This window comes from Ekhidna sp., from assembly GCF_040223195.1.
Taxonomy (GTDB): domain Bacteria; phylum Bacteroidota; class Bacteroidia; order Cytophagales; family Cyclobacteriaceae; genus Ekhidna.
On the sequence record NZ_JAVKDX010000007.1, the window covers coordinates 119,322 to 144,899 of the forward strand.

Genomic DNA, 25,578 nt, shown 5'->3' on the forward strand with positions numbered 1-25,578 from the left:
TTGATCAATCACTTAGGTGGGCGGTCCAAACGGGAACCTTTGCATGGTTGACCACATCCTCGGCGATGCTGCCAGCAAGGAAGTGCCCCACTCCTTTGCGCTGGTGGGTTCCCAATGCAATCATATCTGCCCCAATATCCTCAGCATAAAGGATGATTCCATCCTCCTCATTTTTGTAGTTGTAGATATCAATAGTGAAGTTCTCAATGCCGTATTTATCCACAAATTCATTCATTTGTTTCAAGTCATGACGGGTGGAAGTGAAGCTGGCAGGTGTATTGATTTTTACAATGTTGAGTTGGGCGTCCATCATTGCCTGCAGTGCTTTTACTTTCTCTATGAAAAAGTCATCGGTATTCATAAAATCCGAAGCAAAGATGATCTTCTCGATTGGCTCCATTGAAAACTTATCGCTCACGGAGATTACCGGGCAGGTTGCTTTTCTTACAATTCTCTCAGTATTAGATCCCACAAAAAACTCATTCAATCCTTCAGCTCCTTCGGTACCCACGATAAGCAAATCCACGTTTTCTTCTGTGATCTGATCGATGATGGTGTGGTATGGATTGCCCAACTGGATTTTGGTGCTTATTTTTTCCTTTGAGTACTTCGCTCCGGAAACAACCTCTGCCAGCTTACCCTGAACCATTTCGTACATCTTTTTGATGTAGAGTTGTTCCATTGGATCTTCATTCTGAATTCCCATGGTCTTGAAGGAATCAGGTGTAGGGTGATCTATGACGTTTAATAGTAGGATATTTCCCGCAGACTTATCAGCGATTTGGCAGGCAAAATCGAGTGCGTGTTCCGCAACTTTTGAAAAATCGTAGGGTACTAATATTTGTTTCATGTTTAAGGGAGTTTATTTTTTTGTAGCACACATGGAATTCGCATGAGGACTAATCATCCATCTGGTGGGTGATTTTCTATCATGCTCATTTCATTGACTTATTGAATTTTTAATACTCCCAAGTTAATGAAAAATGGCTTTCATCATTCCATTTTGATGAAAATCATATCGAGAACCAACGAATGTTAATGTATGGATTAGTTGAGTCCCTGCCCCAACGAAAAAAGAACGGCAAAAAGCAGGGTAGCGATAGCCATTTGTTTCAGATATGGGTCGAGCTGATGTGAGGGCTTTTTAGCCACTGCTTTGATATTGAAAATGAAGAGGGAATTGACGAAAATGAATAGGAATCCCCACCCACTTTGGAGAGTGAGGAACACATACGCTACACTTAGGAGCAATCCTACCTGCAAAAGTAAAACGTGATAGATGACTGCCTTTTTCTTTCCAATACGTACCGGTATAGATTGCTTGCCTGACTGTCTGTCTGATTCAATATCCCTGATGTTGTTCACATTTAAAACCCCTACACTAAATAGCCCCATGGAAGCCGCCGGAAGAAGAATGAGCCAATTGAGCTCCTGCACCTGCAAGTAGTAGGTTCCAAACACGAGTACAATACCGAAAAATACGAAGACAAACACATCGCCAAAACCGACATAGCCGTAGGGATTTTTTCCTACCGTGTATTTGATCGCAGCAGCAATTCCAACCGATCCTATCAGGAGGAATACCAGGACGGATTTCCAGTCATAAGGGAATGAAAGATATAAAAGTACCACGCCCGAAAGAAAAGCGAAACACGTAAAAAGTATGATCGCCTTTCGCATGGCTGCAGGCGTGATCGCCCCCGAACTGACCATCCGGACTTCTCCGATGCGTTTTTCATCCACGCCTGAGGAGGCATCTCCATAGTCATTGGCCAGGTTGGATAGGATTTGCAAAAGAATGGCTGTAAGCAGCGTCAGCCCCGCAATCAGATAGTTCAATTCCGCCTTGTTGGTAGCCAATGAAATCCCTACCAGCCAGCCGGAGATGGCAAGAGGAAGCGTACGCAAGCGAAAGGCTTTGATCCAGGATTTCATTCTACATCCGATCGGGCACTTCAATCCCCAATAAACTCATACTTTCTTTAATAAGTTTAGCAGTAACCGCCGATAGTGCAATTCGGAATGCTAGTGCATCCTTATTCTCTTCATTGAAGATTGGCACCTCCTGGTAGAACCCGTTGTATTCCTTAGCCAGATCGTACACGTATTGAGCCATCACCGCAGGTGAGTATTCCCTGGCCGCTTCCTCCAAAGCGTTCGTGTATTCCGTAATCTTATAGATCAACTCGATCTCGCGCTTGCCCAGCGACCCAACCTTTTCCGGCGCAAAACCTGTTTTTACTTCGAGCGATTTAGCCCTTCGCAGAATTGCAGAGATGCGGGCATGGGTGTATTGAATAAACGGTCCGGTGTGACCCTGAAACTCGATGGACTCCTGTGGGTTGAAGAGCATTCTTTTCTTGGGGTCCACTTTGAGCAAGAAATATTTCAAAGCTCCAAGGCCAAGCATACGATAGAGGTTTTTTGCCTCCTGCTCTTCCATTCCCTCGATCTTCCCGAGCTCTCTGGTATGCTTCTCTGCCGTATCGAACATTTCATGCAATAGGTCATCCGCATCTACTACGGTTCCCTCGCGGGATTTCATTTTTCCGCTTGGGAGGTCCACCATCCCATAGGAAAGATGGTACAGGCCATCAGCGTAGCTGCGGCCCAGCTTTTTCATGATGGCAAACAAAACCTTGAAGTGATAATCCTGCTCATTTCCCACCACAAATACGGTCTTATCAAACGGAAAATCCCGATGCTTCATATCACAAGTACCCATGTCCTGAGTCATATACACGGCAGTTCCATCCCCCCGAAGAACCAGCTTCTCATCCATCCCCTCATCCGTCAGGTCCACCCATACCGAGCCATTATCTTTTTTGAAAAACACCCCTTTTTGCAATCCTTCCTCAACTAACTCCTTGCCCAGCAAATAGGTGTTTGACTCCTTGTACATTGTGTCGAATTGGATGCCCATGGTATCATAGGTCTGGTCGAATCCTTCGTACACCCAGCCATTCATCTTCTCCCAAAGGGCGACTGTTTCTTTATCCCCACGCTCCCATTTCTGAAGCATCTCCTGCGCTTCTTTGATGGAAGGTGCTTCCTTCTTTGCCTCCTCCGGATCCATGCCCTGGTGTATGAGCGTATTGATCTCCTCCTTGTAGATTTGATCAAACTTCACATAATACTTGCCGATCAGGTGATCGCCTTTCATCCCGGCACTTTCCGGGGTTTCTCCATTGCCCAGCTTTTGGTAGGCCAGCATGGATTTACAAATGTGTACTCCACGATCATTGACCAGATTTACTTTTCGAACCTCGTATCCATTGGCAGCAAGGATTCTGGAGGCTGAGTCGCCGAGAAAGTTATTTCTCAAATGACCCAAATGAAGTGGCTTGTTTGTGTTCGGTGAAGAAAACTCGACCATCACCTTCTCCCCATTCACAGGAAGTTTTCCATAGTCCGCATTCGCTGAAATATCACTGAGCGTCTGTGCCCAGGTAAGATCAGCCACTTCCAGGTTTAGAAACCCTTTGACCACATTGTATCCCTTGATAAAATCCGTATTTTCCTTTAACCAGCCGCCAATCTGCGCACCCGCATCCTCCGGCTTTCCTTTGGTAACTTTCAGGAATGGAAACGTGACAAACGTGTAGCTCCCTTCAAATTCTTTCCTTGTAGGCTGAAGGCTGACCTGATCCGGTCCGATTTCGTGATTATATAGTTTGGCGAATGCCTCTGAGATTGCTTTCTGTATTTTTTGTTCCAGCATTATGCTTGGTTATTTCTTGGGATTAAAAATTTCGGCCATCATGCACCGTGCGCTTCCGCCTCCCAGCTTTTCGATGGTATGGATGTCGCTATGCACCAGCTTTCCGTGCTTGGATAGTTGTGATTTTTGATCGTCTGTCAGGGAATTGTAAGCGGCTGAAGACATTACCACGAGTCGCTGGTCATCCTTGCCAATCACCTGAAGCATATTCCCGGCAAACTGTTCCTTTTGCGATTCCGTGATTTCGATGATCTCTTTGTCTGTTTCTTCCAGCGATTCGATCAGGTTTTCACGCTCATCCAGGTCGTCAATGCTCTCCAGACAAACCACTGCAAACTCCTCCCCCAGACACATCATCACGTTGGTGTGATAGATTGGCAATCGCTTTCCATCTACCGTCTGGAGTGCATGAAATGAAATGAGATCATACTCGGCCTCATCACAAAAATCTTCCAAAACCTGAGGCATGGTGCGCTCAGAGATTGCCGCATAGGCGATCTTGTTTTGCCGATCCAGCAATAAACTTCCCGTTCCTTCAAGATAAGCCCCTTTCTCCTCCCAGTGGGTGAAGCTTACAATATCCTCAACTTTGAAATTTTGCTTTAACCCTTCAATGATATCGTCCCTTCTCTCCAACCTTCTGTTTTCTGCATACATCGGATAGAGTCTGATCACACCATCCTGATGAAAGGATATCCAATTGTTTGGAAAAATGGAATCCGGGGTGGCTGGCTCAGCGGTATCATCAAAAACTGTAACATCCACACCCTCAGCCCTGAGCTTTTCTACAAACTGATCGAACTGACCTAGTGCCTCCTTCTGAATATCATCTGCAGATACCCCCTCCTCGTTTTTCTGGTAGTAGTTGTTCACCGCAGTTTGCTCATTCATGTAGAAAGCAACCGGGCGTATCATCATGATATGGTTTGTGACCTGCTTACTCATATTTTCTTCTTAGTGGCATAGTGGAACATCTTAACAACCCTTCCATTTTAGCTGTTTCGCGATATTTTACCTCCTCTACAGTCAATCCCCATTTTCTAAATTGCTCATTGAGTCGGGTAAAGCTGCTATCCGAGATAACCACCTCGGGGCTGATGGAAAAGAAGTTGGAATTCATTTCATACATCTCCTCTTTGGTGATTTCGAATACATTGTCCTTTCCAAAGAAATGGATCAGAAAGTCAGCATCTTCGGGGTTTTTGAACCCTCCCCGGTAAATGATTGCTTTATCCTTACCTACGGGCTGAAAGCAACAATCCAGATGGAGCGCATTTTCACGGGGATCCTCATCGGATTTTTTCAGTTCAAATGCTTTGACGGTGTATTGGGGAAATGTTTTCTTCAAATACTCAACAGCCGCTTCGTTAGTCCTTGAGACAGTATACTTTTCAAAATCCGGCTCCTTAGAATAACCAACAAAAATGTAATCCTTCCATGGCATGATGTCCCCACCTTCCATTCGTTCGTGCTCATCGGGGAGCAGTATATTCTCTACCTGATCTATGACATACTGGATGCCATCCGATTCAAGCTTTCGCTCAGGAGTGACACACGGCACCACCAGCTTATCACCAATTACAAAAGCAATATCCCTGGCAAAAATCTGGTTGAGACCTTCGATATTTTCCGGACGATACACCTTCACCCTATGCTTTTCGAGCACCTTCGCCACCGTATCCATTTCGTTGATCAAATCCTCTTCTTTCGGAAAGGTACCTGCCAGAATGTGCTCTTTTGATTTGGGATCATACGTTTTCTCAACATCCGGAACGCCACCCATGCTATCTGCAATGCCTAAAATGACTGCCTCCAGAGGGGCAGTTTCGTCTAAAACTCTTACGGTGATCATGAAGTTGAAAAATTCACGCAAAATTAACCTGATTCTCTAAGGAAACCCTCATGGACTTCCGGTTGGTTTGCATTTTTAGGAGGATAGATTTCTTCAAGATTCCAAATCAACTTCGATTTGTTTTTCATAGTCCCTATTTTAACGGATAATTGCACCGACTTTTCCTTTTGAGCCAATGAGAAAATATGCCGATCTAATAGATCAGACCTTTTACTTCCCCACACCGGAATTTAAAGTTGAGAAGGACAACTTGTTCTTTCATGGAGTCAATTTGATGGAAATCATCAAAGAGTATGGTACTCCGCTGAAGCTAAGCTATCTCCCCAAAATTGAGCAAAACATTAAGTATGCGTACAAGATTTTTCAGGACGCAATTAAGAAGCACAAGTACGAAGGAAGCTATACCTATGCGTATTGCACCAAGAGTTCACATTTCAGGTTTGTAGTGGAAGAGGCGCTCTCAAACGACGCTCACATTGAAACTTCTTCAGCTTACGATATTCCCATTGTAAGGAGTATGAACAAGGCAGGAAAGCTCTCAAAAGATCACTTTGTGATTTGCAATGGCTTTAAAAGACCACTATATCTGAAAGAAGTCGCTTCTCTGCTCAATGAGGGATTCAAAAACTGCGTTCCAATCCTGGACAATCTCAATGAACTAAATTATTATAAAGAACATGTAAAGGATGAGTTTAACGTTGGAATCCGAATTGCGGCTGATGAAGAGCCAAACTTTGCATTTTATACTTCCAGACTTGGTATAAGATACAGCGATATTCTCCCTTACTATAAGGAAGAAATTAAAGATTCCAAGGCGAAGCTTAAGATGCTTCATTTCTTTATCAATACAGGCATCAAGGACACAGCCTATTATTGGAGTGAGCTTAGCCGGTTTATTTACAAATACTGCGAACTAAGAAAAATTTGCCCTGAGCTTGACACGGTGGATATCGGGGGTGGCTTTCCCATCAAAAACTCACTCCATTTTGAATACGACTATAAATACATGGCCGAGCAGATCATTGAAAACATCCAATGGATTTGCAAAAAGAACCATGTACCTGTACCCAATATTTTTACTGAATTTGGAAGCTTCACTGTAGGGGAAAGTGGTGCAACTATTTACTCCGTGCTGGATCAAAAACTCCAGAATGACAAAGAACTTTGGTACATGATGGATGGATCATTTATCACCCACATGCCGGATGTATGGGGACTCAATCAGAAGTACATCATGCTTCCTATCAATCACTGGAAGAGCCCATATCACAGGGTAAACCTGGGCGGGTTGACTTGCGACAGTATGGACTATTATGATTCAGAAGCCCATATCGGGGAGGTATTCTTACCTCAATACGATAAGGATGAAACGCTCTATTTCGGTTTTTTCCATACCGGGGCGTATCAGGAATCGCTCGGCGGGTATGGCGGCATCCAGCATTGTCTGATCCCGGCCCCCAAGCACATCATCATCGATCGGGATGAAAATGGAAATATCCATCATGAGCTTTTTGCTCCTGAGCAGGAGAGTGCAGCCATGATGAAAATTTTGGGGTATTAGGTTTTAACCAAGATTAACTGTCTTCTCCACTCTAGATGCAACAGCTTATCAGTAGCATTCGTTTGGTTATTTTTGAATCTTTCGGTTTTTCAATCAGCCTACTCAATGTCTAAAAACTTAGTCGTCATACCTACTTTCAATGAGTGCGAAAACATTCGCGACATCATCAATGTGACGAGGGTACTTTCTCCCCTTTTCGACATACTCGTAGTGGATGATGGCTCTCCTGACGGAACAGCCGATATAGTGAAGGAGGAGATGAAAAAAACGCCGGATCGGGTTCATCTGATTGAACGCGAGGGAAAGCTGGGACTTGGCACTGCCTACATTGCCGGGTTTAAATGGGCAATAGAAAAAGGGTACGATTACATCTGCGAGATGGATGCAGATTTCTCACACGATCCAAATGATCTTATCAGATTGCATGCTGCCTGTGTAGATGGAGCAGACCTGGCCATCGGCAGCCGATATGTGACAGGAGTAAATGTAGTAAACTGGCCGATGGGCCGTGTGCTGATGAGCTACTTTGCCAGCTTCTATGTGCGCATCATCACAGGCATGCCATTCCGTGATAGTACAGCAGGCTTTAAGTGCTACAGCCGACAGGTTTTTGATAAACTCGATTTGGACAAAATCCACTTCATCGGATATGCCTTTCAGATTGAAATGAAATTCAACGCCTGGAAACACGGCTTCAAAATCGTGGAAGTACCAATCATCTTCACCGACCGAACAAAGGGTTCTTCCAAGATGTCCAAGGGAATTTTCAAAGAAGCAATCTTTGGTGTGCTACAGATGAAAATCCAGAGTCTCTTCAAAAAATACGAACCGGTGGCTTAGTCGAACCGGATAGCGCGAACCGGACGTACGCGTGAAATAATCGCAACCGGAATCAAAAGCGTCAATCCAATTAGGGTCAAGACCAGCAGATTTAAACCAACAATAGTTAGTACATCAATTTCTATTGGCACATGCGTCATGTAGTAATTGGCGGCATCTAATGGAATGATTTTGAAGTAATATTGAATGAAGCCCAGTGACAGGCCGATCACATTGCCCCAAAAAAGGCCCCTAATGATCAACTGAAGACCATTGAGCACAAATACCCTGCGGATAAGCTTGTTTTGTGCGCCCAGGGACTTCAGCACACCGATCATTTGCGTTCGCTCCATAATGAGGATGAGTAAAATGGAAATGATGCTGGTGCCCGAGACGAAAAGGATAATTGTCAAAAGAATCACCACGTTTCTATTGAGTAGGTTGAGCCAATCAAATATCTGAACGTACCGATCCGTGACCTGATCCACATACAGATCGATATCAAGGCTATTAAAGAGATCGTTCCAGGCCTTTTCCATCTGATCAGTATCTGTGAGAAAAACCTCAATCCCGCCGGCCAGTGTATCGGGCCAGTTGTTGATCCGTCTCACCAAATCCAAATCCCCAATGATGATCTTTTCATCAAACTCTTCCAACCCGGTCTCGTAAATCCCGGTCACTTGCAATCTTCTGAACCTGGGCGGGTTCTGCACAAAATAAATCAGCACCTCATCTCCAACTTGAAGCTCCAGGTAGTTGGAAACCCGTTTACTCAATGCTACCTCAGTGGAATAGTCATCCTTTTGGAGATTTGGGAATCTCCCGGCGACCATGTGCTTATGAAAACCCAGCGTATCAAAGGATTCATCCACCCCTTTCACAATCACGCCCTGCACTTCTTCTTCGGTTTTTAGTAGCCCGGCTTTCATGGCATAGGGTTGCACCCGCTCCGTCAGCGGATAGCTGTTCAATTCCTGAATGAGTGAATCATCTACCGTGATTGAAGTTTCCTCAAAGGAAGTAGACAGGGTGTATTTGCTAATGATCAGGTGGCCGCTGAAACTGTAGATCTTATCCTTGATCTCTTTCTTAAACCCATACAATACCATAAAAGCAAGAATCAGCACTGCCAGGCCCAGCCCAATACTTACCACCGCAATGCGGTTGATAATGCTGGAAAAAGACCCTGCCGACTTTCCGGATATTCGTCTGGATATAAAAAAGGGGAGATTCATTTGCTCTTTGCAAAATAGGGTTTTGAATACTGTAAGAACAAGCTAACTTGGAGATTTAATATGCGCAGGGTTATTGTCATTTTCTTACTTATTTCGCTGGGCTGTGGAACTAAGCCACATGAGCAAAAATCATCCATCCTACCTGGAGCCCGCCAGTTGGGTGAATACTCACCCTTACTCAAAAATAAGAGCGTGGCGCTTACCGTCAACCACAGTTCCTTGATTGAGGGTGTACACATCACAGATTCTCTAAGGTCTCTAGGGATCAATATCATCAAGGTTTTTACCCCCGAGCATGGTTTCACAGGGACGGTAAGTGATGGAGTAGTAATTGAATATGATAGTGTGGAATCTGGCTATGAACTAGTTTCACTTTACGGGGAAAACAAAAAGCCTACTGAAGAGCATATGCAAGGGGTGGATGTCATGGTGTTTGATATTCAGGATGTGGGCGCCCGGTTTTATACCTACATCAGCACCATGCATTACGTGATGGAGGCGTGTGCAGAAAACAACATTCCGCTGATTATTCTGGATAGGCCCAACCCCAATGGCAGCTATGTAGACGGGCCTGTACTTGATACTGCTCTTCAGTCGTTTGTGGGCATGCACCCCATTCCCATTGTGCATGGCATGACGGTGGGCGAACTGGCGCAAATGATCAATGGAGAAGGATGGCTAAAGAATGGGATCAAAGCGGATTTGCAGGTTATTAAAATAAAAAACTGGGATCATTCCATGCCTTACCCGCTCCCCGTAAAACCCTCTCCCAACCTACCCGATGACCTGAGTATTTCGCTCTATCCAAGTTTGTGTCTTTTTGAGGGGACTATCATGTCCGTTGGGCGGGGCACTGACCATGCCTTTCAGCAAATTGGTCATCCTGATTATCCCGATGGGACTTACTCATTTACCCCCGAATCCCGAGAAGGTGCCAAATGGCCACCCTATGAGGACCTGACCTGCTATGGTTTATCCTGGGTTGGCACCAAACCGGTCTATAAGTTTTCGCTTCAGCCACTCATTGAAACCTATCAAAAAATGGATCGGGATGATTTCTTCAATGACTATTTTAAGCGATTGGCTGGAACTAATTCACTCCAAAAACAACTGGAAGAGGGGATGAGCGAGAAACAAATACGGGCTTCCTGGGAACCTGAATTGAGTAATTTCAAGAAAAAGCGAAAGCAATACCTGCTTTACAACTAAGCGTGAATGGATTATCAAGGAATTTTAAATGTAATTGAGGATAAGCTCAAAGGTGAAAAGCTGGATGGGGAGGTGGCCACCTACATTCCCGAACTGGCAAAAGTGAATCCGGATAAGCTCGGCATGCACTTGACCAGTGTAATTGGGGAAGAGTTTCATTTTGGTGACTCAGAGGAGCGGTTTTCCATTCAGAGTATTTCCAAGGTGATGTCTCTGGCACTGGCCTTTATCACGGAAGAAGAAGAGAAAATATGGGAGCGTGTGGATGTGGAGCCTTCAGGTGATCCCTTTAATTCGCTGGTTCAGTTGGAACATGAGCGGGGCATCCCTCGTAATCCCCTGATCAATTCCGGTGCACTGGTGATTTGTGACATTCTGGTTTCCCATCTGAAAAATCCCAAGCAGGAATACCTGGATTTTGTGCGAAAGATCGCGGGCAATACCACCATTGATTATAATGAGAAGGTAGCTAAATCCGAAAAAGCAGAGGGGTATAATAACCGGGCCATGATCAACCTGATCAAAGGATACGGAAATATTGACAATGATGTGGAGGAGGTACTGGACTTTTATTTTGATACCTGTTCGTTGAGCATGTCATGCAGGGAGCTGGCCCAAACTTTTGTCATTTTTGCAAATCAGGGCAAGCTTTTGCAAAATCAGAAGCGGGTGCTAAGTGAGGTTCATACCAAGCGTATTAATGCCATCATGCAGACCTGTGGATTTTATGATGAAGCCGGGGAGTTTTCCTTTCGCGTAGGGCTACCCGGTAAGAGCGGCGTAGGTGGCGGCATAGTAGCCATCTATCCAAACATGTATAGTGTGGCTGTATGGAGTCCAAAACTCAATGAAAAAGGAAACAGCACTGCGGGGATGCGGGCACTGGAGCTACTCACTGAGATAACAGGATCATCCATTTTTTAAGTAATTTCAATAGAAAAATATTTCAGATATGCGAGCAAATTGGTTTGAACTTCCCGTAAAAGAAATGGATCGTGCAAAGAACTTCTATCAATCCATTTTCGATATCCAAATGGGGGATAACATGGAAATTGGTTCGGCAGCCATGTCATTCTTCCCATTTGAGACGGATGCCAGCGGAGCAACCGGTACCCTCATCAAACAAGAAACCTACATTCCTTCCTATCAGGGTGCTTTGATATATTTCTCTGTGAAAGAAATAGATGATGTGCTCCCAAAAATTGAAACAAATGGTGGCAAAATCATCAATCCCAAAATGAGTATCGGTGAGCATGGATTTGTAGCACATATTGAGGATTCGGAAGGAAACAGAATCGCACTACACCAGCAAGCTGTATGAATGAAAATCAGGACCCCACGGAAAACATTGTGGAAATACTCCTCAACAAGTCTTCCATAAAGCAGCAGACTTACCGAAACATTTGTCAGGCTTTTGAGCAAATGCTAGAAGAAGCTCGTGTGCAGATTGACATCATTAGTGCCAAAACCACTGAAATGGATAAGGATGTCAAACTGAGTGTAGAGGCTATCAGTAAGCAGGAATTTCACGTGCGCGTGGCTGGCGATCTGCTCGTTTTTGTGCTTCATACAAATATTATCACACTTACAGATGAGTATGATTATAATAAATCCGAATACGTAAAAGAAAATCCGCTGAGGAAGTATTTGGGACAGATTAATATCTACAATTTCATGTCAGATTCGTTTGAATTTAACCGACTGAATGATCCGGGGTATTTATTGGCCAGATTGCTGATCAACTATGAAAATCACTTCATTGTAGAAGGTGACAGACAGGTTGGTTTTATGTTTGAAACTATTTCAGAGAAACCAATAGAAAAAGTGGATCTTGATATTCTGATTAAGCTGATCATCACGCAAGCTGCTGAAAATGACCTGATAGCTCCGCCATTTTCTCAAATCCGAAATATTACCGTGAGGGAAAAGATGGAACGGACACAATCGCTGGGAGGTGGCAATAAAATTGGCTTTCAAATGAGCTATCAAAACGAGACAAAAGATTAATCTTAAATCATCGCTGATGCGGAGGAATGTGCTGATAACGTTCCTTCATTTTTGCATGTTTTTCCTTATCCACAGGCTTGTGAGTTACCTTTTCCGTCGCTGGAGATTTCTTCAAAGGAACGGAAGGACGCACTGGTCTCTTCTCAAAGCCCCCTCCACAATTGGGACACACATTCTCCAGTTCATCTACACAATCCGCACAGAAAGTACATTCAAAAGTGCATATCCTCGCCTCAGTGCTGGAAGGTGGCAAAGGCTTGTTACAGTTTTCGCAAGTTGGTCTTAGTTCTAGCATACTTTCCAATTAGTGAGTTGAAAATGGATACTTTAAAAGTAACGAGATTCTGATCGGTAATGGCCTTGCCTACTTCAAATGATAATTGCTGATCAATTAGTGTGTAAGTACCAGCCAGGTATGCATTGAAATCATTTTCCGATGGACAGATCAACCGGAAGTAACTCTCAGCAGTTACGGTTTCAATGTTCAGGTGCTGAGACAATCTTCTAAGCCGCACATCCACCAACGAACCTCCTGAGTATCTCATGCTCTCCAAATTCAAACCCGATCTCTTCTGCCCAATTTGGCCTGAAACAGAGGTGAAAGAATTGCAGAATAAGATTAGAGGTAAATACCTAATTAAGAATCTGAGTGTCATCGAAACTTGGAGAAAAGTGCCACATCAATTCTCGGCTCAATGGCTTTCCTCCTCTCCACCCGTTTAGTAAGCCTGATCCCCACAAGGATTAGCGCAGCACCCAGAATTGTCCAGAGGGAAACTCTTTCATCAAGAAAAACGATCCCTAGGATCACACCATAGATTGGCATTAGGTAAGTAACCAGTGAAGCATACCCGGCACTCGATTGCTCGATCAGTTTGAAGTAGACAATAAAGGCAATGGCTGTTCCAAAAAAGGCCAAAACCATTAATGATCCAACGGCCTGATATCCGATGCTGAAAAGACTAAAATCAGGATGGAATAGGAACGCTAATGGAACGAGGTATATGCTCACTGACAACAGCTGGGCCGCAGGTGCCTGAAATGAAGGCGTTTTTGCAAAGTGTTTTCTAATATAGGACAGACCTATCCCATAACTGACAGAAGCAAACGTGATAGCGATTATTCCCGCCAAAGAACCCTCCACTCCTTTCGAAATACTAGGAACTACAAGGATGATTAATCCGATGAAGCCAAGGAAAACCCCTCCCAATTTATTTCTGGTAAGCTTTTCCTCTACTATCATGAAATGAGCAAAGATGATGGTGAACAAAGGCATCAGGCCATTCAGGATAGAAGCCAGCGAACTATCAACATACTGCTCTCCCCAGTTGATCAAAACAAATGGAACTGCCTGAGCAAAGAACCCAGCAATGAATGTTTTCTTCCAAAAGGACTTCTCAATTGATAGTCTCCGTCCCTTTAGAATGAGTAGAGTATTCAGAATAAGACCAGCAATTCCGATCCGAAGAGCCGCGAGCATTACCGGAGGAATCTCACCAACAGCAATTTTGATAAATAGAAAAGAAGGGCCCCAAAGAGTGGCAAGCAGAATTAGAAAGTAGACATTTTTGATTCTCATAGTTTGTTGTATTGATTTCCAAATTGAACGAGAATCAAGAATGAACTAACTATTAATTGGATGAATTGATTTTATCAATACGATTAATTTCATTAATATAGCAACATGGAGATCAGACACTTGAAGTTGATTCGGGAGGTAGCAGAAACAAAAAGCTTGACCAAAGCCAAGGATGCCTTATTTCTCTCACAGTCTGCCCTCAGCCATCAACTTAAAGAAATCGAAAGTCAGCTGGGAACACAGCTATTTCACCGGGTAAACAAGCAGCTCATCCTGACCAATGCAGGTAAAATGGTGTTGGAATCAGCAGAAAGGATTTTGAAGGAATTGGAGAAAACTGAGAGGTCCATTAAGAAATATGTATCTGGCACAAGCGGAACACTGAGACTGGCTACTCAGTGCTATACCTGCTATCATTGGTTGCCTTCACTCATGGCAGATTTTAAGAAGGAGTTTCCCAATGTAGAGATCGAGATTTTCCACAACAACAATGCAGATGTTGAGGATCAGATATTGGACGGATCCATTGACCTGGCCATCATTTACGAAAATTCAAATCGGCAGAATGTGGATTACCATGAGCTTTTCAGGGATGAAGTCTTTGCCATCGTGCCCAAGAATCACCCCTGGGCGAAAAAATCATACGTGGAGGCCACAGACTTTGCGGATCAAAATGTAATTATCCACTCCTATCCCCTTGAATCCGTGTCATTATTTTCCCAGGTATTGATCCCGGAGGGCATCAGTCCCAGAAAAGTGATGCAGGTGCAGGTGACTGAGGCTGTGGTAGAGCTGGTGAAGGCCGGCATGGGAGTCAATGTGATGGCCAAATGGATTTTGGAGCCTTACCTGAAAAATGAAGATTTGGAGCTAATCCCTGTTACCAAAAGAGGCATCCACCGTACATGGGCAGCAATTACCCTGAAAGATGAAAACAGACCTCAGTATTTAGAAAATTTCATTCACCATCTCCGGTGCAACATTGGCGAGCTTTGTTGCTGTGTGAATTAATCCATCCTCTCCAGCTCCTCTTCGGTATAGTCAGTAGGCCTTCCCAAATGTCTAAACTTATCTATTTCCTCTTTGAATTCTTCCAGACGAATAGCCACACGTTTGTATGCCGGGCCACCTAATGGTAAGTGAACTGGAGGGTTCTCTAAAGTAGTTACCTCATACATCGCTTTCACTGCCTTGACCGGATCACCAATTTGATTTCCGCTCACTTCACGAATACTCTCCATGTTTTTAGTGGCCGTCTCTTTATATTCTTCGATGGCGGATTCATTGTAAGTCGCAGATCTTCCCGCCCAGTCTGTTCGAAAAGGCCCTGGCTCTATATTGGTCACTTTGATGCCAATATGCTTGGTCTCTGCGGAAAGCGCCTCCCCTATTCCTTCCAGCGCAAATTTGCTGCCGTTATAAATACCTACTCCGGGGAATCCATTTAGCCCTGCAATGGAGGTAATGTTCAGGATATTTCCGCTTCGCTGCTTCCTCATGAATGGCAATGCCAGCTTGATCATCCGCACACACCCAAAAACATTCACATCAAATTGGCGTTGCATTTCCTCCTCACTGGTCTCTTCGATTGGCCCCAGCGTACCATAGCCTGCATTATTGACCAATACATCCAGTCTGCCATACTCCTTCTCAATCAACCTGACGGCCTGATCTATTGTGTCTTGCTTCTGCACATCCAAAACAATTCCTTTTACTAGCTCGGGATTAATTGATTCTAATTCTGAAACCTGCTCGTGCTTTCTCACCGTTCCGATTGCTATCTCCCCTTGCTCCACCACCACTTTCACCAGCTCCCTACCGAAACCGGTAGAACATCCCGTAATTAGCCAAACTCGTTTGCTCATGTGATTTTTTTGTTTGAGTGGACAACATGGAAGATCCGGAAATTGTTCTCAAAGGACTATTAAACCATAGCTCTCCAGGATGTCCCTGGCACGGTCTGAGTCCAGATACTTCAAAAACGCCATCACCCGTGCATCATACTTGCCATCAAAATAGATGCGCAGCGATCGCTTCAGCGGATATTCCCCATTGTCGATGAAGCGAGGCTCAGGAGCAACAAACCTGAGGGAATCCCCACCCTGAACCGATGGCAGCTCTATGTTCTTCACCATCGCTGTGTAGTAGGCATACCCAATAAACCCGATGCTGTTTTTGTTGCTGATCACCGAATCCACAATTTCATGATTTTCCCCGGCTATTATAGCGTAGGGGGTCACATCATATATCTTGAAATGCTCAGTAAAAAAGCGCTGAGTCCCGGAATTGGAATCCCGAACCACTGGCATGATTGAGCCGGGCTCCCCTCCTATTTCACTCCAGTCTTTGATGATCCCTGAATAAATGTTTGTGATCTGGTGATCAGTCAATTTCCCGATCGGGTTATCCAAATGATTGATTACCACAATCCCATCATAAGCAACCACCCGCTGGCTCACTCCATGGCCATCGCCCAGGATAGAATCCAGGTTAAACGGGAAAGATGAGAGCCCAATATCTGCTGTTTTATCCTTTATAGCCATCAACCCGGTGCGGCTTCCTCCCCCTTCCAGGGTTACCTTCAGGGTATCCTGCTGCTTTTGAAAATCTGATGCCAGGGTAGAAAATGCCTCATGCATAGACTCACTTCCCTTGAGCCTTAGTGTTTCATATTCCTTGCTCTTTTGGATCGAATTGCAGCCAAAGAGCAAAAGCAAAATAGTGAGTGATAAAATTGATCTCATAGTTGATTGTAGTTAATGAAAGACGAAAGTAGAGAAGGCAAAATCGTCACGATTCAAGAGACAATTAACGATCTGTTAAGCAATCATTACCAGTCATTATTACCCATAATTTGCAATCTTTGTCCTCTAAACTTTTTAATTTCAACCTGATATTCCCAACTAATCATTTGTCATGAAGAAACTAACCTATCTATTATCCCTGCTTGTCGCAATTTCAATATCTGCTCAGGCACCTATTACCAGTATTCCATTTGAGCTTTTCGGCGATCACATTATCATCAAAGTAAGTGTGGATGATTCCGAGCCGCTCGATTTTATCTTTGATACCGGCTCAGGATACACCGTAATTGATGATGACATTGCTTCAAAGCTGAGTCTTGCCGGAAAAGAAATAGAGATGAATGAAACCTCTTCAGCATGGCATCTGATCAAGCACAACACCATAGCAATCAATCATTTCCTGATGGAAAAAAATACCAAAGTGTACTCCACCGATCTGGACCACCTGGAGATCAGTCTGGGCATGGACCTGGACGGGATCATTGGCTATGATCTACTCAGACATCATTCCGTAAGTGTAAACTTCGACACCAAAATGATGAACATTTATGATCACAGCAACTCACCCAAGCAAGGTGATGCTATCCCATTTGATCTGCATATTTCCATTCCTGTGATTAAAGGAACGGTAGTGCTCAACAATAATGAACCGCATGAAGGCACCTTCTTCGTGATGACGGGGGCAGGTACAACCCTTGACTTCAACTCCCCCTATGCAGAGCAATGGGATGTGATCCATAAAACAGGAAACCATTACTCATACCTGGTAAAAGGCCTTGGCGATGAGGAAACCCCGCACTATGAAGGGCACGTGCTTTCGTTTTCATTTGGCAACCAGACCATCGAAGATTTGCCAATCGGAATCAGCACGGCTACTACCGGTATTCAAGCGGATAAAAAAGTCGCTGGCATTATCGGTTCGCAGATTTTGAGAATGTACAATTTCACCCTTGACTATGGCACCAAGATGCTCTATTTGGAAAAGGATCATACCTATGATGCAAACTTCAAAGTAAACTGTAGCGGAATTGATGTTCAGCTTTCGAAAGATAAGAGCAAAGTGCTCATCCACCAGGTATTTGATGACAGTCCTGCAGCTGAGGCCGGCATCAAGATCAATGATGAACTGGTGAAAATCAACGGCAAAAAAATGGATGAAGTGAGCCTTGCAGAGGTGAAAAAAATTCTTAAAGAGGAAGGTGAAACCGTCGATTTGGTAATCAATCAGGGAGGCTCTGAAAAATCTGTGACCATTACGCTCCGATCCATGATCGATTGAGGATAGTTTGGTTTCTTTGCGCTCCATGAGCAAAGACTTAAGGATTGTATTTCTTGGAACGCCCGATTTTGCAGCAGCAAGTCTTCGAAAGCTGGTGGAAAACCAGGTGCATGTGGTGGCAGTAGTAACCGCTCCTGATAAGCCGCAAGGACGAGGAAAAAAGCTGGGTATGTCCGCTGTAAAAGAATATGCCCTGGAGGCTAGCCTCCCCGTGCTCCAACCGACCAACCTTAAGTCTCCAGAATTTTTGGAAGAGTTGAAAAGCTACCACGCCGACCTACAAATTGTGGTAGCCTTTCGTATGCTCCCGGTAGCGGTTTGGGACATGCCGGAGCTTGGTACATTTAACCTGCATGCCTCACTGCTACCACAATACCGTGGTGCAGCCCCCATCAACTGGGCTATCATCAACGGGGAAAAGGAAACGGGCCTCACCACCTTTTTTCTCAAGCACGAAATAGATACCGGGGAAATCATTTTTCAGGAAAAAGAGCCGATTCGTCCGGATGACAATGTAGGTTCCCTGTATCAGCGCCTGATGGAAAAAGGTGCTGACCTGGTACTCAAAACCGTGCGAGCCATTGCCGCCGGTGACTATCCACACATTGCGCAGGAAACAGATATGGATCTGAAATCTGCTCCAAAAATCTTCAAAGAAGACTGCAAAATTGATTGGGACAAACCGATGAAAGAGGTCAGGAATTTCGTGAGGGGCCTCTCCCCCTATCCGGCGGCATGGACTGAATTGGAAGGGAAAACGGTGAAAGTTTTTCAGGTAGAAAAATCAACAGATGACATATCTAGACAGCCTGGAATGTTTGAATCGGATGGAAAAACCTACCTGAAGGTGAAAACACAGGATGGTACTTTAGACATTTTGGATTTGCAGATAGAAGGCAAAAAGCGCATGTCTGTAGAGGATTTCCTTCGTGGCTATCAGTTTACCGATCATTGAAGCTTGCCAGTGGGATAAGCATAGACATTGTAACTTTAAAGAGTACATCAAAACAGAAAGGCGATATGATCATTTCAATGATTGCGGCGATGGGGAGAAACCGGGTAATTGGGAAGGACAATGACATCCCCTGGCATTTGCCGGATGACTTCAAGTACTTCAAACAAACCACAAAAGGCCATCATGTGATCATGGGCCGAAAAAACTGGGAGTCCCTCCCTGCTTCCTTTCAGCCACTACCCGGCCGACCAAACATCATCATCACACGGCAGTCTGATTATCAGGCAAATGGTGGCAGGGTGGTAGCCTCTTTGGATGAAGCACTTGAAATTGCCAGATCAACCAGTGAGCCGGAAGCCTTCATCATCGGAGGTGGGGAAATCTATCGGATGGGATTGGGGTATGCGGATCGCATCTATCTGACAGAAATCAATCATGATTTTGAGGGGCAGGTTACCTTTCCTGAGTTTGATCAATCTGTATGGAAAGAAGTGTCGCGGGAACACCACCCGGCAGATGAAAGACACAAATACTCATTCGATTTCGTAGTATATTCAAAAAAATAATCTCATGGACATCCAATCACACAAACGCACATTAGGCATCATTCACATCGTTTATGGTTCATTGATAGCCATTGCTTTCATCTTTATTGGGAGCTTTGTTTCATTGATTTTTCCATTCATAGCCGATGAAATTGCCAAAGACGTGGGGAACGATGCAGACGAAATTCTGCTCATGGTTACCTCTATCATTCGCATCGTGTTTATTCTCCTGCTGATCTTCTCCGCTCTACCATCCATTATTGCAGGCATTGGGCTGCTTCAAAATAAAAGCTGGGGAGTGGTCATTGCGTTGATCGCAGGATGTATTTCCATTTTTAGTTTTCCTTTCGGTACGGCAGTCGGTGTTTATAGTATTTACGTATTTGTAGAGAACAACAAACACAAAAATGAGCAAGATCAAGGGTAGCGTGGTTTGGCTGACCGGGGCTAGCTCCGGCATTGGGGAGGAGCTGGCCTATCAATTGGCCGAAAAGGGTGCGAAATTGATCATTTCAGCCCGGAGGAGGGAAGAACTTGATCGGGTAAAGGCAAACTGTAATTCAGACACGGTGGAGGTACTACCTATAGATCTGGAGGACAGTTTTTCTTTAAAACAAAAGACAAAAGAAGTAGGGACGATCTTTGGCGATGTGGATATCCTGATCAACAATGGGGGAATCAGCCAGCGAGACACCATCCTCAACACAAGCCTTGATGTAGACCGAAGGCTGATGGAGGTCAACTACTTCGGTTCCATCACCCTATCCAAAAGCCTCTTGCCAGACATGGTAAAGCGCAAAAAGGGTCATCACGTGATTGTCACCTCCACGGTCGGCATCATCAACACGCCATTTCGATCCGGCTATGGGGCCTCCAAACATGCATTGCACGGTTTCTATGATGCCCTGAGGGCGGAGCATCATGACGATGGCATCAAAGTCACCATCGTGCTGCCGGGATATATAAAAACCAACATTTCGTACAATGCGCTTGTGGGCGATGGCAGCCAGCAAAACAAGATGGATCCGGGTCAGGAAAAAGGAATGTCCCCACAAAAATGTGCCCGCCTCATAATCAAAGCGATCGAATCCGGCAAACAGGAAGTATACATTGGTGGCCTGAAGGAAAAAATGGGCATCTATTTGAAACGGTTTTGGCCTAAAGCTGCGGCTAAGGCGATCAGAAAGTTGAGAGTGACATAGCATCTGTGAGACACGTTCTTACCATATTGTTATTTACTGCAATCGGGCAGTTGGGATTTGGGCAAGGTACAAACCTGCTCCGAGCTAGAGATTTCCATTCTCACCACATTGATCAGGAGTGGGTGTTTGTCAAATACAAGCAGGGAAACCTTAAGATGACCCCTCAATCCCGGCTTTTGGTACAAGACAAGAAGCCCAACACCCTGTCCAATGTGGTGAAACTCAAAGTACCTAAAGGAAAGACCCCCATTGAATATTGCAACGAACTCAGGAAGGCCGGAGATTTGGTTTATGCCGACCCTATTGTTCAATATCAACTGCTCTCCACTCCTTCTGATCCACTGATTTCAAATCAATATTACCTCGACAATATCCGAGCATATGATGCGTGGGAAATCACCCGTGGAGATGATGACATCACCATCGGGATCGTTGATACAGGCCTGGATCTGGGCCATGAAGACATCACTTCCAACCTGTGGCTCAATACGGATGACCCGGTGGATGGAGTAGATAATGATGAAAACGGGTATGTAGACGATTACTATGGCTATGATTTTGCCGACACAGATACTGATCCCACCATTCAAAATGGCAATCACGGGATGATCGTGGGGGGCATAGCCAGCGCCTCCACCAATAATGGAAAAGGAATAGCCGGGGTTGGGTACAATACCAAAGTTGCCGCATTAAAGAGTTTCCGAACTTCAAACGGCACAAGCAATGGACTGTATGAAGCCATCATCTATGCAGCAGAAAATGGTTTTGAGGTAGTAAACCTGTCCTGGGGCAGGATGGGCACCCCCCTTCAATCAGAACAGGACATCATCAATTATGCTGTGCTGGATCACGACATGGTGGTGGTAGCAGCCGCAGGAAATGAAGGTGGAAAGGTGACGGAGGAAGCCAGGTTTTATCCGGCCAGTTATGACAATGTGCTATCCATCGGTGGATCTGATGCTGACGACCATAAGTCTTCCGGTTCATCCTTCAACTATTCTGTTGATCTCCTCGCTCCCGGGGTTTCCATGTTCTCCACCATCAAAAATGATGGGTATACAAATGGCGGCCCTGGTACTTCCTTTGCCGCACCACAGGTAGCTGCGGCGGCTGCTTTGGTCAGAGACCAGTTCCCTACTCTTACGGCTATCCAGGTGATGGAGCGGGTGCGGGCAACTGCCGATGATATTTACGACATTGGGAGCAATGCTACCCATGAAGGCAAGCTCGGCAAAGGCCGACTGAATGTACTCCGGGCAGTGAGTGAATCCAACGTGAAATCGCTTCGTGCAGAAAACCCCTCACTGACCTCCCGATATGGAAATGCCGTATTTTATGGCGATACAGTTCAGGTTTCAGCTACGCTGACCAACCACCTCTCCTCCATCAATAGTCCGCTGGTAACCATCTCTTCACCAAATGATGATTTTACCGTTTCTCAGGGAAGCTTTCAGCCGGGATTTATGAAATCCCTAGATACCAAAGACATCTCTTTTGAGGTGATCCTAAACGAAGACCTGGCTCCCGAAACGCAGATTGGTATCCGGCTGGATTATAGTGCGGCAGGATACAATGATTTTCAATACCTGGAGGTAACCACCTCACCCGATTATGCCGATTTCGGCAATGAGAAAATCAGCATGACCATCAGTGGGGATAGCGACCTGGGGTTCAATGAATATGAACCCGAACTTGAGGGATCCGGTCTTCAGTACCAGTTGGATACGCTTATGACCTATGCCGGACTTATGCTGGCGACCAATTCCAGCAATGTTTCGGATAACATCATCTCCAATTATACCAATCAATCACGGAATCAGGATTTCTCAGTTCAAAAGAACTATAAGCTATACCACCATCCTGCCGCCGACTATTTTGGGTATTCAGAATTCACAGACCTGAACCGTCCGCTCATCATCGAACAGTCAAATATCACCTGGTCAGATGAAGATTTTTTAATTGTTCGTTACCGGATTGTAAATAATTCTGCCGCAGCAATAAACGATCTGTCCATAGGCCTATTTGCTGACTGGGATCTTGGTGATGCCACACAGAATTTCGCGGCATACGATGCAGTGGACAATTACATCTATACCAGAAATGCAACAGGTGATTTGTATGCCGGCGTGCAGGTGAATGGCGGGGACAATATCGAATTCAGCGCACTGGATATGGGCGCTTTCAATGGGAACGTGCAGGATATCGACGACCTCTTTTCTGATGCTTCCAAGTATGACTTCCTGGTCAATCAGTCCCTTACTGAGGCAGGTAGCTTCGGCTCAGGTAACGATGTAGCTACTATCAATGGGGTCACTATCACCCAGCTGGCGGCTTTTGAAGAGGCATTCGTGGATGTGTTCTTTGCTATATCAGATTCTCCTTTGGGACTGAAGAATGAGTTTCAAGTTGCAAGCAACCGACTGGACGATTTCCTGCTCAAACCCAGAGTACAGGAAACCTTTTACACCTGTGACGGCACGGCTGTCAACCTGGACCCTTCTGCGGGCACGACCTATGAGTTCTATGAAGATCCCCTGGCGCAGACGCTCATTACCACAGCCACGAGCTTCAATCCAGGCACCATCACCAAAGACACTACCTTCTATGTGAAAAATCTGGATAACGGGTATCCTTCTGATGTCTTTGCCATCCGACTCAATCTGCTGAATGAAATTTCAAATTTTGAAATGTCTACAGATACTTTGTACCTCGATCATCCCACCACCAACGTGGTACAGTTTACGGATCAAAGCCTGGATGCCATTGACTGGAGCTGGGATTTTGGTGAGGGTACGATTTCCAGCCTTCAGAACCCGAGTTTCTCGTTTTCTCAGACTGGCACATACATCATCTCACTTACGATTGAAAATGAGCTTGGATGCGCAGACATGATATCGAAAAGCCTGGTGGTGGCCAACCGTCCCTCCCAACCAATCATTGCAAATCAGGTGATTTGTCCCGGGGAAGATGTCACGCTCAACGACCCTACTGCGGAGAAAATTCATTTGTACGCATTTGCCAGTCAGACAGAGCCGCTTCTAAGCGGCTCCAATCTGATCATCCCTGAGGTCAATTTTGATACCACTATCTATGTGAGCGGTGTTTACGGGTCGTTTGAAAGCAGTAAAGTACCCGTTCAAATAGATGTCCTTGAAGTCAACGGAAGTATTTTCGTTCGCCCTGATACCTTATCAGAAACACATCAAATGATCTTTGAGGCAGTTGGCGTGGATGCAGGTGCCTCGCTGGCGTGGGTAGTAGATGGTGAACCTGCCGGTGGCAGCAGCGCAGTTTCAGCAGTTGCCACTGAGGGGGTGATAGATGTGAGTCTGACAATCACAAGTCCTGATGCCTGTGAAAAAACCATCCTAAAAAAAGTAAGCATCAGCACTTCACCTTTTGCAAGCCTGCAGGACCTGGTTTCTTGCTCCGGCGAAGAGGTGGCACTTATTCCTGAAAACGGGGAATTCTTTGGATTTTATGAAGATGCCGGGCTCACCAAGTTGATCAGTAAAGGAACCCGGTTGATCACCAATCAATACGAGAAGGTGTATGTGGTGAGCCTGGATGATGGCCTTCCCGGCATGCCCATCGAAGTGAATATTACGAACCGTACTATCGAAATTGAAATCGCATACATACTTACATTAATCGGTCAGAAACATAAGGTAAAATTGTTCGCCGTAAGCGATGATCCAATTACCTCCTATAGCTGGTATGTGAATGGTGAACTGGCCGAAACCTCCCAAAACCCAACTTTCTTTTTTGATGATGGCGTTTATGAGATTGAACTACGGGTATTTGATGAAGCAGGATGCTCAAACACGGCAAGTATGTCGATTGATTTAACTGAGCCGTTGGGAATAGATGAATCGGGAAAATGGTTTTATCCCAACCCTACTAAGGGGATTGTTCGGATCAACTCCGACCAGCCTATCGAAGGGATTCAGGTGGTAGGAATTGATGGGAAGTTGGTTTTGGAGCCAGAGGTCAAAGAAGGGATCATTGACCTATCGGGTTTAAGCAAGGGACTGTACATTGTGAAGCTGAAGCTGGCAGGCGGGATAATCAGTCAATCTGTTCTCATTGAATAGCTACTGCACCATCTTCTTCACAAACTCCTCATCGTAGGTCATCTTATAGCCCCAGTACCACATTTGCTTTTGTATCCAGTCTACCCTACGCTGTACATACGGACTGGGTGCCACCGCAGAATAGCGCTTGGGGCTTGGCAGGATGGCGGCCAGCCTTGCAGCCTGTACAATGCTCAATCCATCCGCCGACCGTCTAAAATATGCCTGGGAAGCTGCCTCGGCACCAAAAATTCCATCGCCGAATTCAGCAACATTCAGGTAAACTTCCATGATGCGCTCTTTACTCCAGATCATTTCTATGAGTAAGGCAAAATACAACTCAGCGGCCTTTCGGGCATAGGTTCGGTCCGGCCACAAAAACACATTTTTAGCTACCTGCTGGGTGATTGTGCTGGCACCTTTCACATTACCGCTACGCTTATTGGCCTCTTCGGCCTTTTTTATCGAATGGAAATCGAGCCCATTGTGAAGTAGAAAGTTCTGATCTTCGGCACACATCACCGCCAACTGTAGCCGGCCTGATATTTTTTCGAGATTTACCCACTCATAGTTGATCTCCTTCGAGCGGCCCTCTATCACCATCAGTTTGGTGGTTGGGATTGGAATAAATGCATAAAGAATGACCCAGAATAGTGACAGAATATTGAACAGAAGGATGAACCCGGCAATGGTTCTAATGATATGGTATATGACCTTTTTCAATATTCAGGAAAAGA

At 45.0% G+C, this 25,578-nt stretch carries 25 protein-coding genes; 13 read left to right on the top strand and 12 right to left on the bottom strand.

The window, feature by feature from the left end; translation table 11 throughout:
- Positions 1–4 precede the first annotated feature (4 nt).
- From RLN88_RS03340 to RLN88_RS03360, 5 genes are all read right to left on the bottom strand, one after another.
- Positions 5–850, bottom strand: a complete 846-nt coding sequence (locus RLN88_RS03340) for a universal stress protein (RefSeq protein ID WP_350219959.1) — start codon at positions 848–850, stop codon at positions 5–7.
- A gap of 197 nt (positions 851–1,047) precedes the next feature.
- On the bottom strand, positions 1,048–1,935 hold the full coding sequence (gene menA, locus RLN88_RS03345) for a 1,4-dihydroxy-2-naphthoate octaprenyltransferase (protein WP_350219960.1): 888 nt from the start codon (positions 1,933–1,935) through the stop codon (positions 1,048–1,050).
- A gap of 1 nt (position 1,936) precedes the next feature.
- Positions 1,937–3,724: an arginine--tRNA ligase gene (argS, locus tag RLN88_RS03350; RefSeq protein WP_350220005.1), complete on the bottom strand. Its 1,788-nt coding sequence runs from the start codon at positions 3,722–3,724 to the stop codon at positions 1,937–1,939.
- 6 nt (positions 3,725–3,730) lie between these two features.
- On the bottom strand, positions 3,731–4,666 hold the full coding sequence (gene ctlX, locus RLN88_RS03355; RefSeq protein WP_350219961.1) for a citrulline utilization hydrolase CtlX: 936 nt from the start codon (positions 4,664–4,666) through the stop codon (positions 3,731–3,733).
- The gene (locus tag RLN88_RS03360) at positions 4,659–5,573 is read right to left on the bottom strand and encodes a dimethylarginine dimethylaminohydrolase family protein (RefSeq protein WP_350219962.1); all 915 of its coding nucleotides are present in this window, start codon (positions 5,571–5,573) and stop codon (positions 4,659–4,661) included. Before RLN88_RS03360 ends, ctlX begins: the two co-directional genes overlap by 8 nt.
- 175 nt (positions 5,574–5,748) lie before the next feature.
- Here RLN88_RS03360 and RLN88_RS03365 point away from each other — a divergent pair, with 175 nt between their 5' ends.
- Both RLN88_RS03365 and RLN88_RS03370 read left to right on the top strand, forming a co-directional pair.
- A complete protein-coding gene (locus tag RLN88_RS03365) occupies positions 5,749–7,134 on the top strand; it encodes a type III PLP-dependent enzyme domain-containing protein (protein WP_350219963.1) in 1,386 nt (461 codons plus the stop codon).
- Between the two features lie 105 nt (positions 7,135–7,239).
- The gene (locus tag RLN88_RS03370; RefSeq protein ID WP_350219964.1) at positions 7,240–7,974 is read left to right on the top strand and encodes a polyprenol monophosphomannose synthase; all 735 of its coding nucleotides are present in this window, start codon (positions 7,240–7,242) and stop codon (positions 7,972–7,974) included.
- Here RLN88_RS03370 and RLN88_RS03375 read toward each other — a convergent pair.
- Positions 7,971–9,188: an ABC transporter permease gene (locus tag RLN88_RS03375; RefSeq protein WP_350219965.1), complete on the bottom strand. Its 1,218-nt coding sequence runs from the start codon at positions 9,186–9,188 to the stop codon at positions 7,971–7,973. The two genes, RLN88_RS03370 and RLN88_RS03375, sit on opposite strands and share 4 nt — an antisense overlap.
- 60 nt (positions 9,189–9,248) lie before the next feature.
- Here RLN88_RS03375 and RLN88_RS03380 point away from each other — a divergent pair, with 60 nt between their 5' ends.
- From RLN88_RS03380 to RLN88_RS03395, 4 genes are read left to right on the top strand one after another with little or no spacing between them, the layout of a single operon-like run.
- Positions 9,249–10,397 (top strand): exo-beta-N-acetylmuramidase NamZ family protein, encoded by a 1,149-nt coding sequence (locus tag RLN88_RS03380; RefSeq protein ID WP_350219966.1) that lies wholly within the window; start codon positions 9,249–9,251, stop codon positions 10,395–10,397.
- A 6-nt stretch (positions 10,398–10,403) separates the two neighbouring features.
- A complete protein-coding gene (locus RLN88_RS03385) occupies positions 10,404–11,321 on the top strand; it encodes a glutaminase (RefSeq protein ID WP_350219967.1) in 918 nt (305 codons plus the stop codon).
- A 28-nt stretch (positions 11,322–11,349) separates the two neighbouring features.
- Positions 11,350–11,718: a VOC family protein gene (locus RLN88_RS03390; RefSeq protein WP_350219968.1), complete on the top strand. Its 369-nt coding sequence runs from the start codon at positions 11,350–11,352 to the stop codon at positions 11,716–11,718.
- Positions 11,715–12,404 (top strand): hypothetical protein, encoded by a 690-nt coding sequence (locus RLN88_RS03395; RefSeq protein ID WP_350219969.1) that lies wholly within the window; start codon positions 11,715–11,717, stop codon positions 12,402–12,404. Before RLN88_RS03390 ends, RLN88_RS03395 begins: the two co-directional genes overlap by 4 nt.
- 7 nt (positions 12,405–12,411) lie before the next feature.
- On the opposite strand, the gene RLN88_RS03400 is transcribed toward RLN88_RS03395, so the two are convergent.
- From RLN88_RS03400 to RLN88_RS03410, 3 genes are all read right to left on the bottom strand, one after another.
- On the bottom strand, positions 12,412–12,699 hold the full coding sequence (locus RLN88_RS03400) for a DUF1272 domain-containing protein (protein ID WP_350219970.1): 288 nt from the start codon (positions 12,697–12,699) through the stop codon (positions 12,412–12,414).
- A complete protein-coding gene (locus RLN88_RS03405) occupies positions 12,665–12,949 on the bottom strand; it encodes a hypothetical protein (protein ID WP_350219971.1) in 285 nt (94 codons plus the stop codon). The genes RLN88_RS03400 and RLN88_RS03405 overlap by 35 nt, the downstream gene beginning before the upstream one ends.
- A 107-nt stretch (positions 12,950–13,056) precedes the next feature.
- A complete protein-coding gene (locus RLN88_RS03410; RefSeq protein WP_350219972.1) occupies positions 13,057–13,983 on the bottom strand; it encodes a DMT family transporter in 927 nt (308 codons plus the stop codon).
- 105 nt (positions 13,984–14,088) lie between these two features.
- On the opposite strand from RLN88_RS03410, the gene RLN88_RS03415 reads away from it, so the two are divergent.
- A complete protein-coding gene (locus RLN88_RS03415; protein WP_350219973.1) occupies positions 14,089–14,994 on the top strand; it encodes a LysR family transcriptional regulator in 906 nt (301 codons plus the stop codon).
- On the opposite strand, the gene RLN88_RS03420 is transcribed toward RLN88_RS03415, so the two are convergent.
- Both RLN88_RS03420 and RLN88_RS03425 read right to left on the bottom strand, forming a co-directional pair.
- A complete protein-coding gene (locus tag RLN88_RS03420) occupies positions 14,991–15,848 on the bottom strand; it encodes an oxidoreductase (RefSeq protein WP_350219974.1) in 858 nt (285 codons plus the stop codon). The two genes, RLN88_RS03415 and RLN88_RS03420, sit on opposite strands and share 4 nt — an antisense overlap.
- A 48-nt stretch (positions 15,849–15,896) precedes the next feature.
- Positions 15,897–16,727 carry a phosphate ABC transporter substrate-binding protein gene (locus RLN88_RS03425; protein ID WP_350219975.1) on the bottom strand — a complete coding sequence of 277 codons (831 nt, stop codon included), beginning with the start codon at positions 16,725–16,727 and terminating at the stop codon, positions 15,897–15,899.
- Between the two features lie 172 nt (positions 16,728–16,899).
- Here RLN88_RS03425 and RLN88_RS03430 point away from each other — a divergent pair, with 172 nt between their 5' ends.
- The 6 genes from RLN88_RS03430 (at position 16,900) to RLN88_RS03455 (ending at position 24,862) form a co-directional block, all read left to right on the top strand.
- Entirely contained in the window at positions 16,900–18,066 is a 1,167-nt protein-coding gene (locus RLN88_RS03430) for a PDZ domain-containing protein (RefSeq protein WP_350219976.1), read from the top strand.
- A 25-nt stretch (positions 18,067–18,091) separates the two neighbouring features.
- Positions 18,092–19,021, top strand: a complete 930-nt coding sequence (gene fmt, locus RLN88_RS03435) for a methionyl-tRNA formyltransferase (RefSeq protein WP_350219977.1) — start codon at positions 18,092–18,094, stop codon at positions 19,019–19,021.
- Positions 19,022–19,086: 65 nt separating this feature from the next.
- Positions 19,087–19,587: a dihydrofolate reductase gene (locus tag RLN88_RS03440; protein WP_350219978.1), complete on the top strand. Its 501-nt coding sequence runs from the start codon at positions 19,087–19,089 to the stop codon at positions 19,585–19,587.
- 4 nt (positions 19,588–19,591) lie between these two features.
- Positions 19,592–19,993 carry a hypothetical protein gene (locus tag RLN88_RS03445; protein ID WP_350219979.1) on the top strand — a complete coding sequence of 134 codons (402 nt, stop codon included), beginning with the start codon at positions 19,592–19,594 and terminating at the stop codon, positions 19,991–19,993.
- Entirely contained in the window at positions 19,974–20,768 is a 795-nt protein-coding gene (locus RLN88_RS03450; RefSeq protein WP_350219980.1) for an SDR family oxidoreductase, read from the top strand. Before RLN88_RS03445 ends, RLN88_RS03450 begins: the two co-directional genes overlap by 20 nt.
- Before the next feature lie 5 nt (positions 20,769–20,773).
- Positions 20,774–24,862, top strand: a complete 4,089-nt coding sequence (locus RLN88_RS03455) for a S8 family serine peptidase (RefSeq protein ID WP_350219981.1) — start codon at positions 20,774–20,776, stop codon at positions 24,860–24,862.
- Here the strand turns inward: RLN88_RS03455 and mtgA are convergent, their stop codons facing one another.
- Positions 24,863–25,564 (bottom strand): monofunctional biosynthetic peptidoglycan transglycosylase, encoded by a 702-nt coding sequence (gene mtgA, locus RLN88_RS03460; RefSeq protein ID WP_350219982.1) that lies wholly within the window; start codon positions 25,562–25,564, stop codon positions 24,863–24,865.
- Positions 25,565–25,578 lie beyond the last annotated feature (14 nt).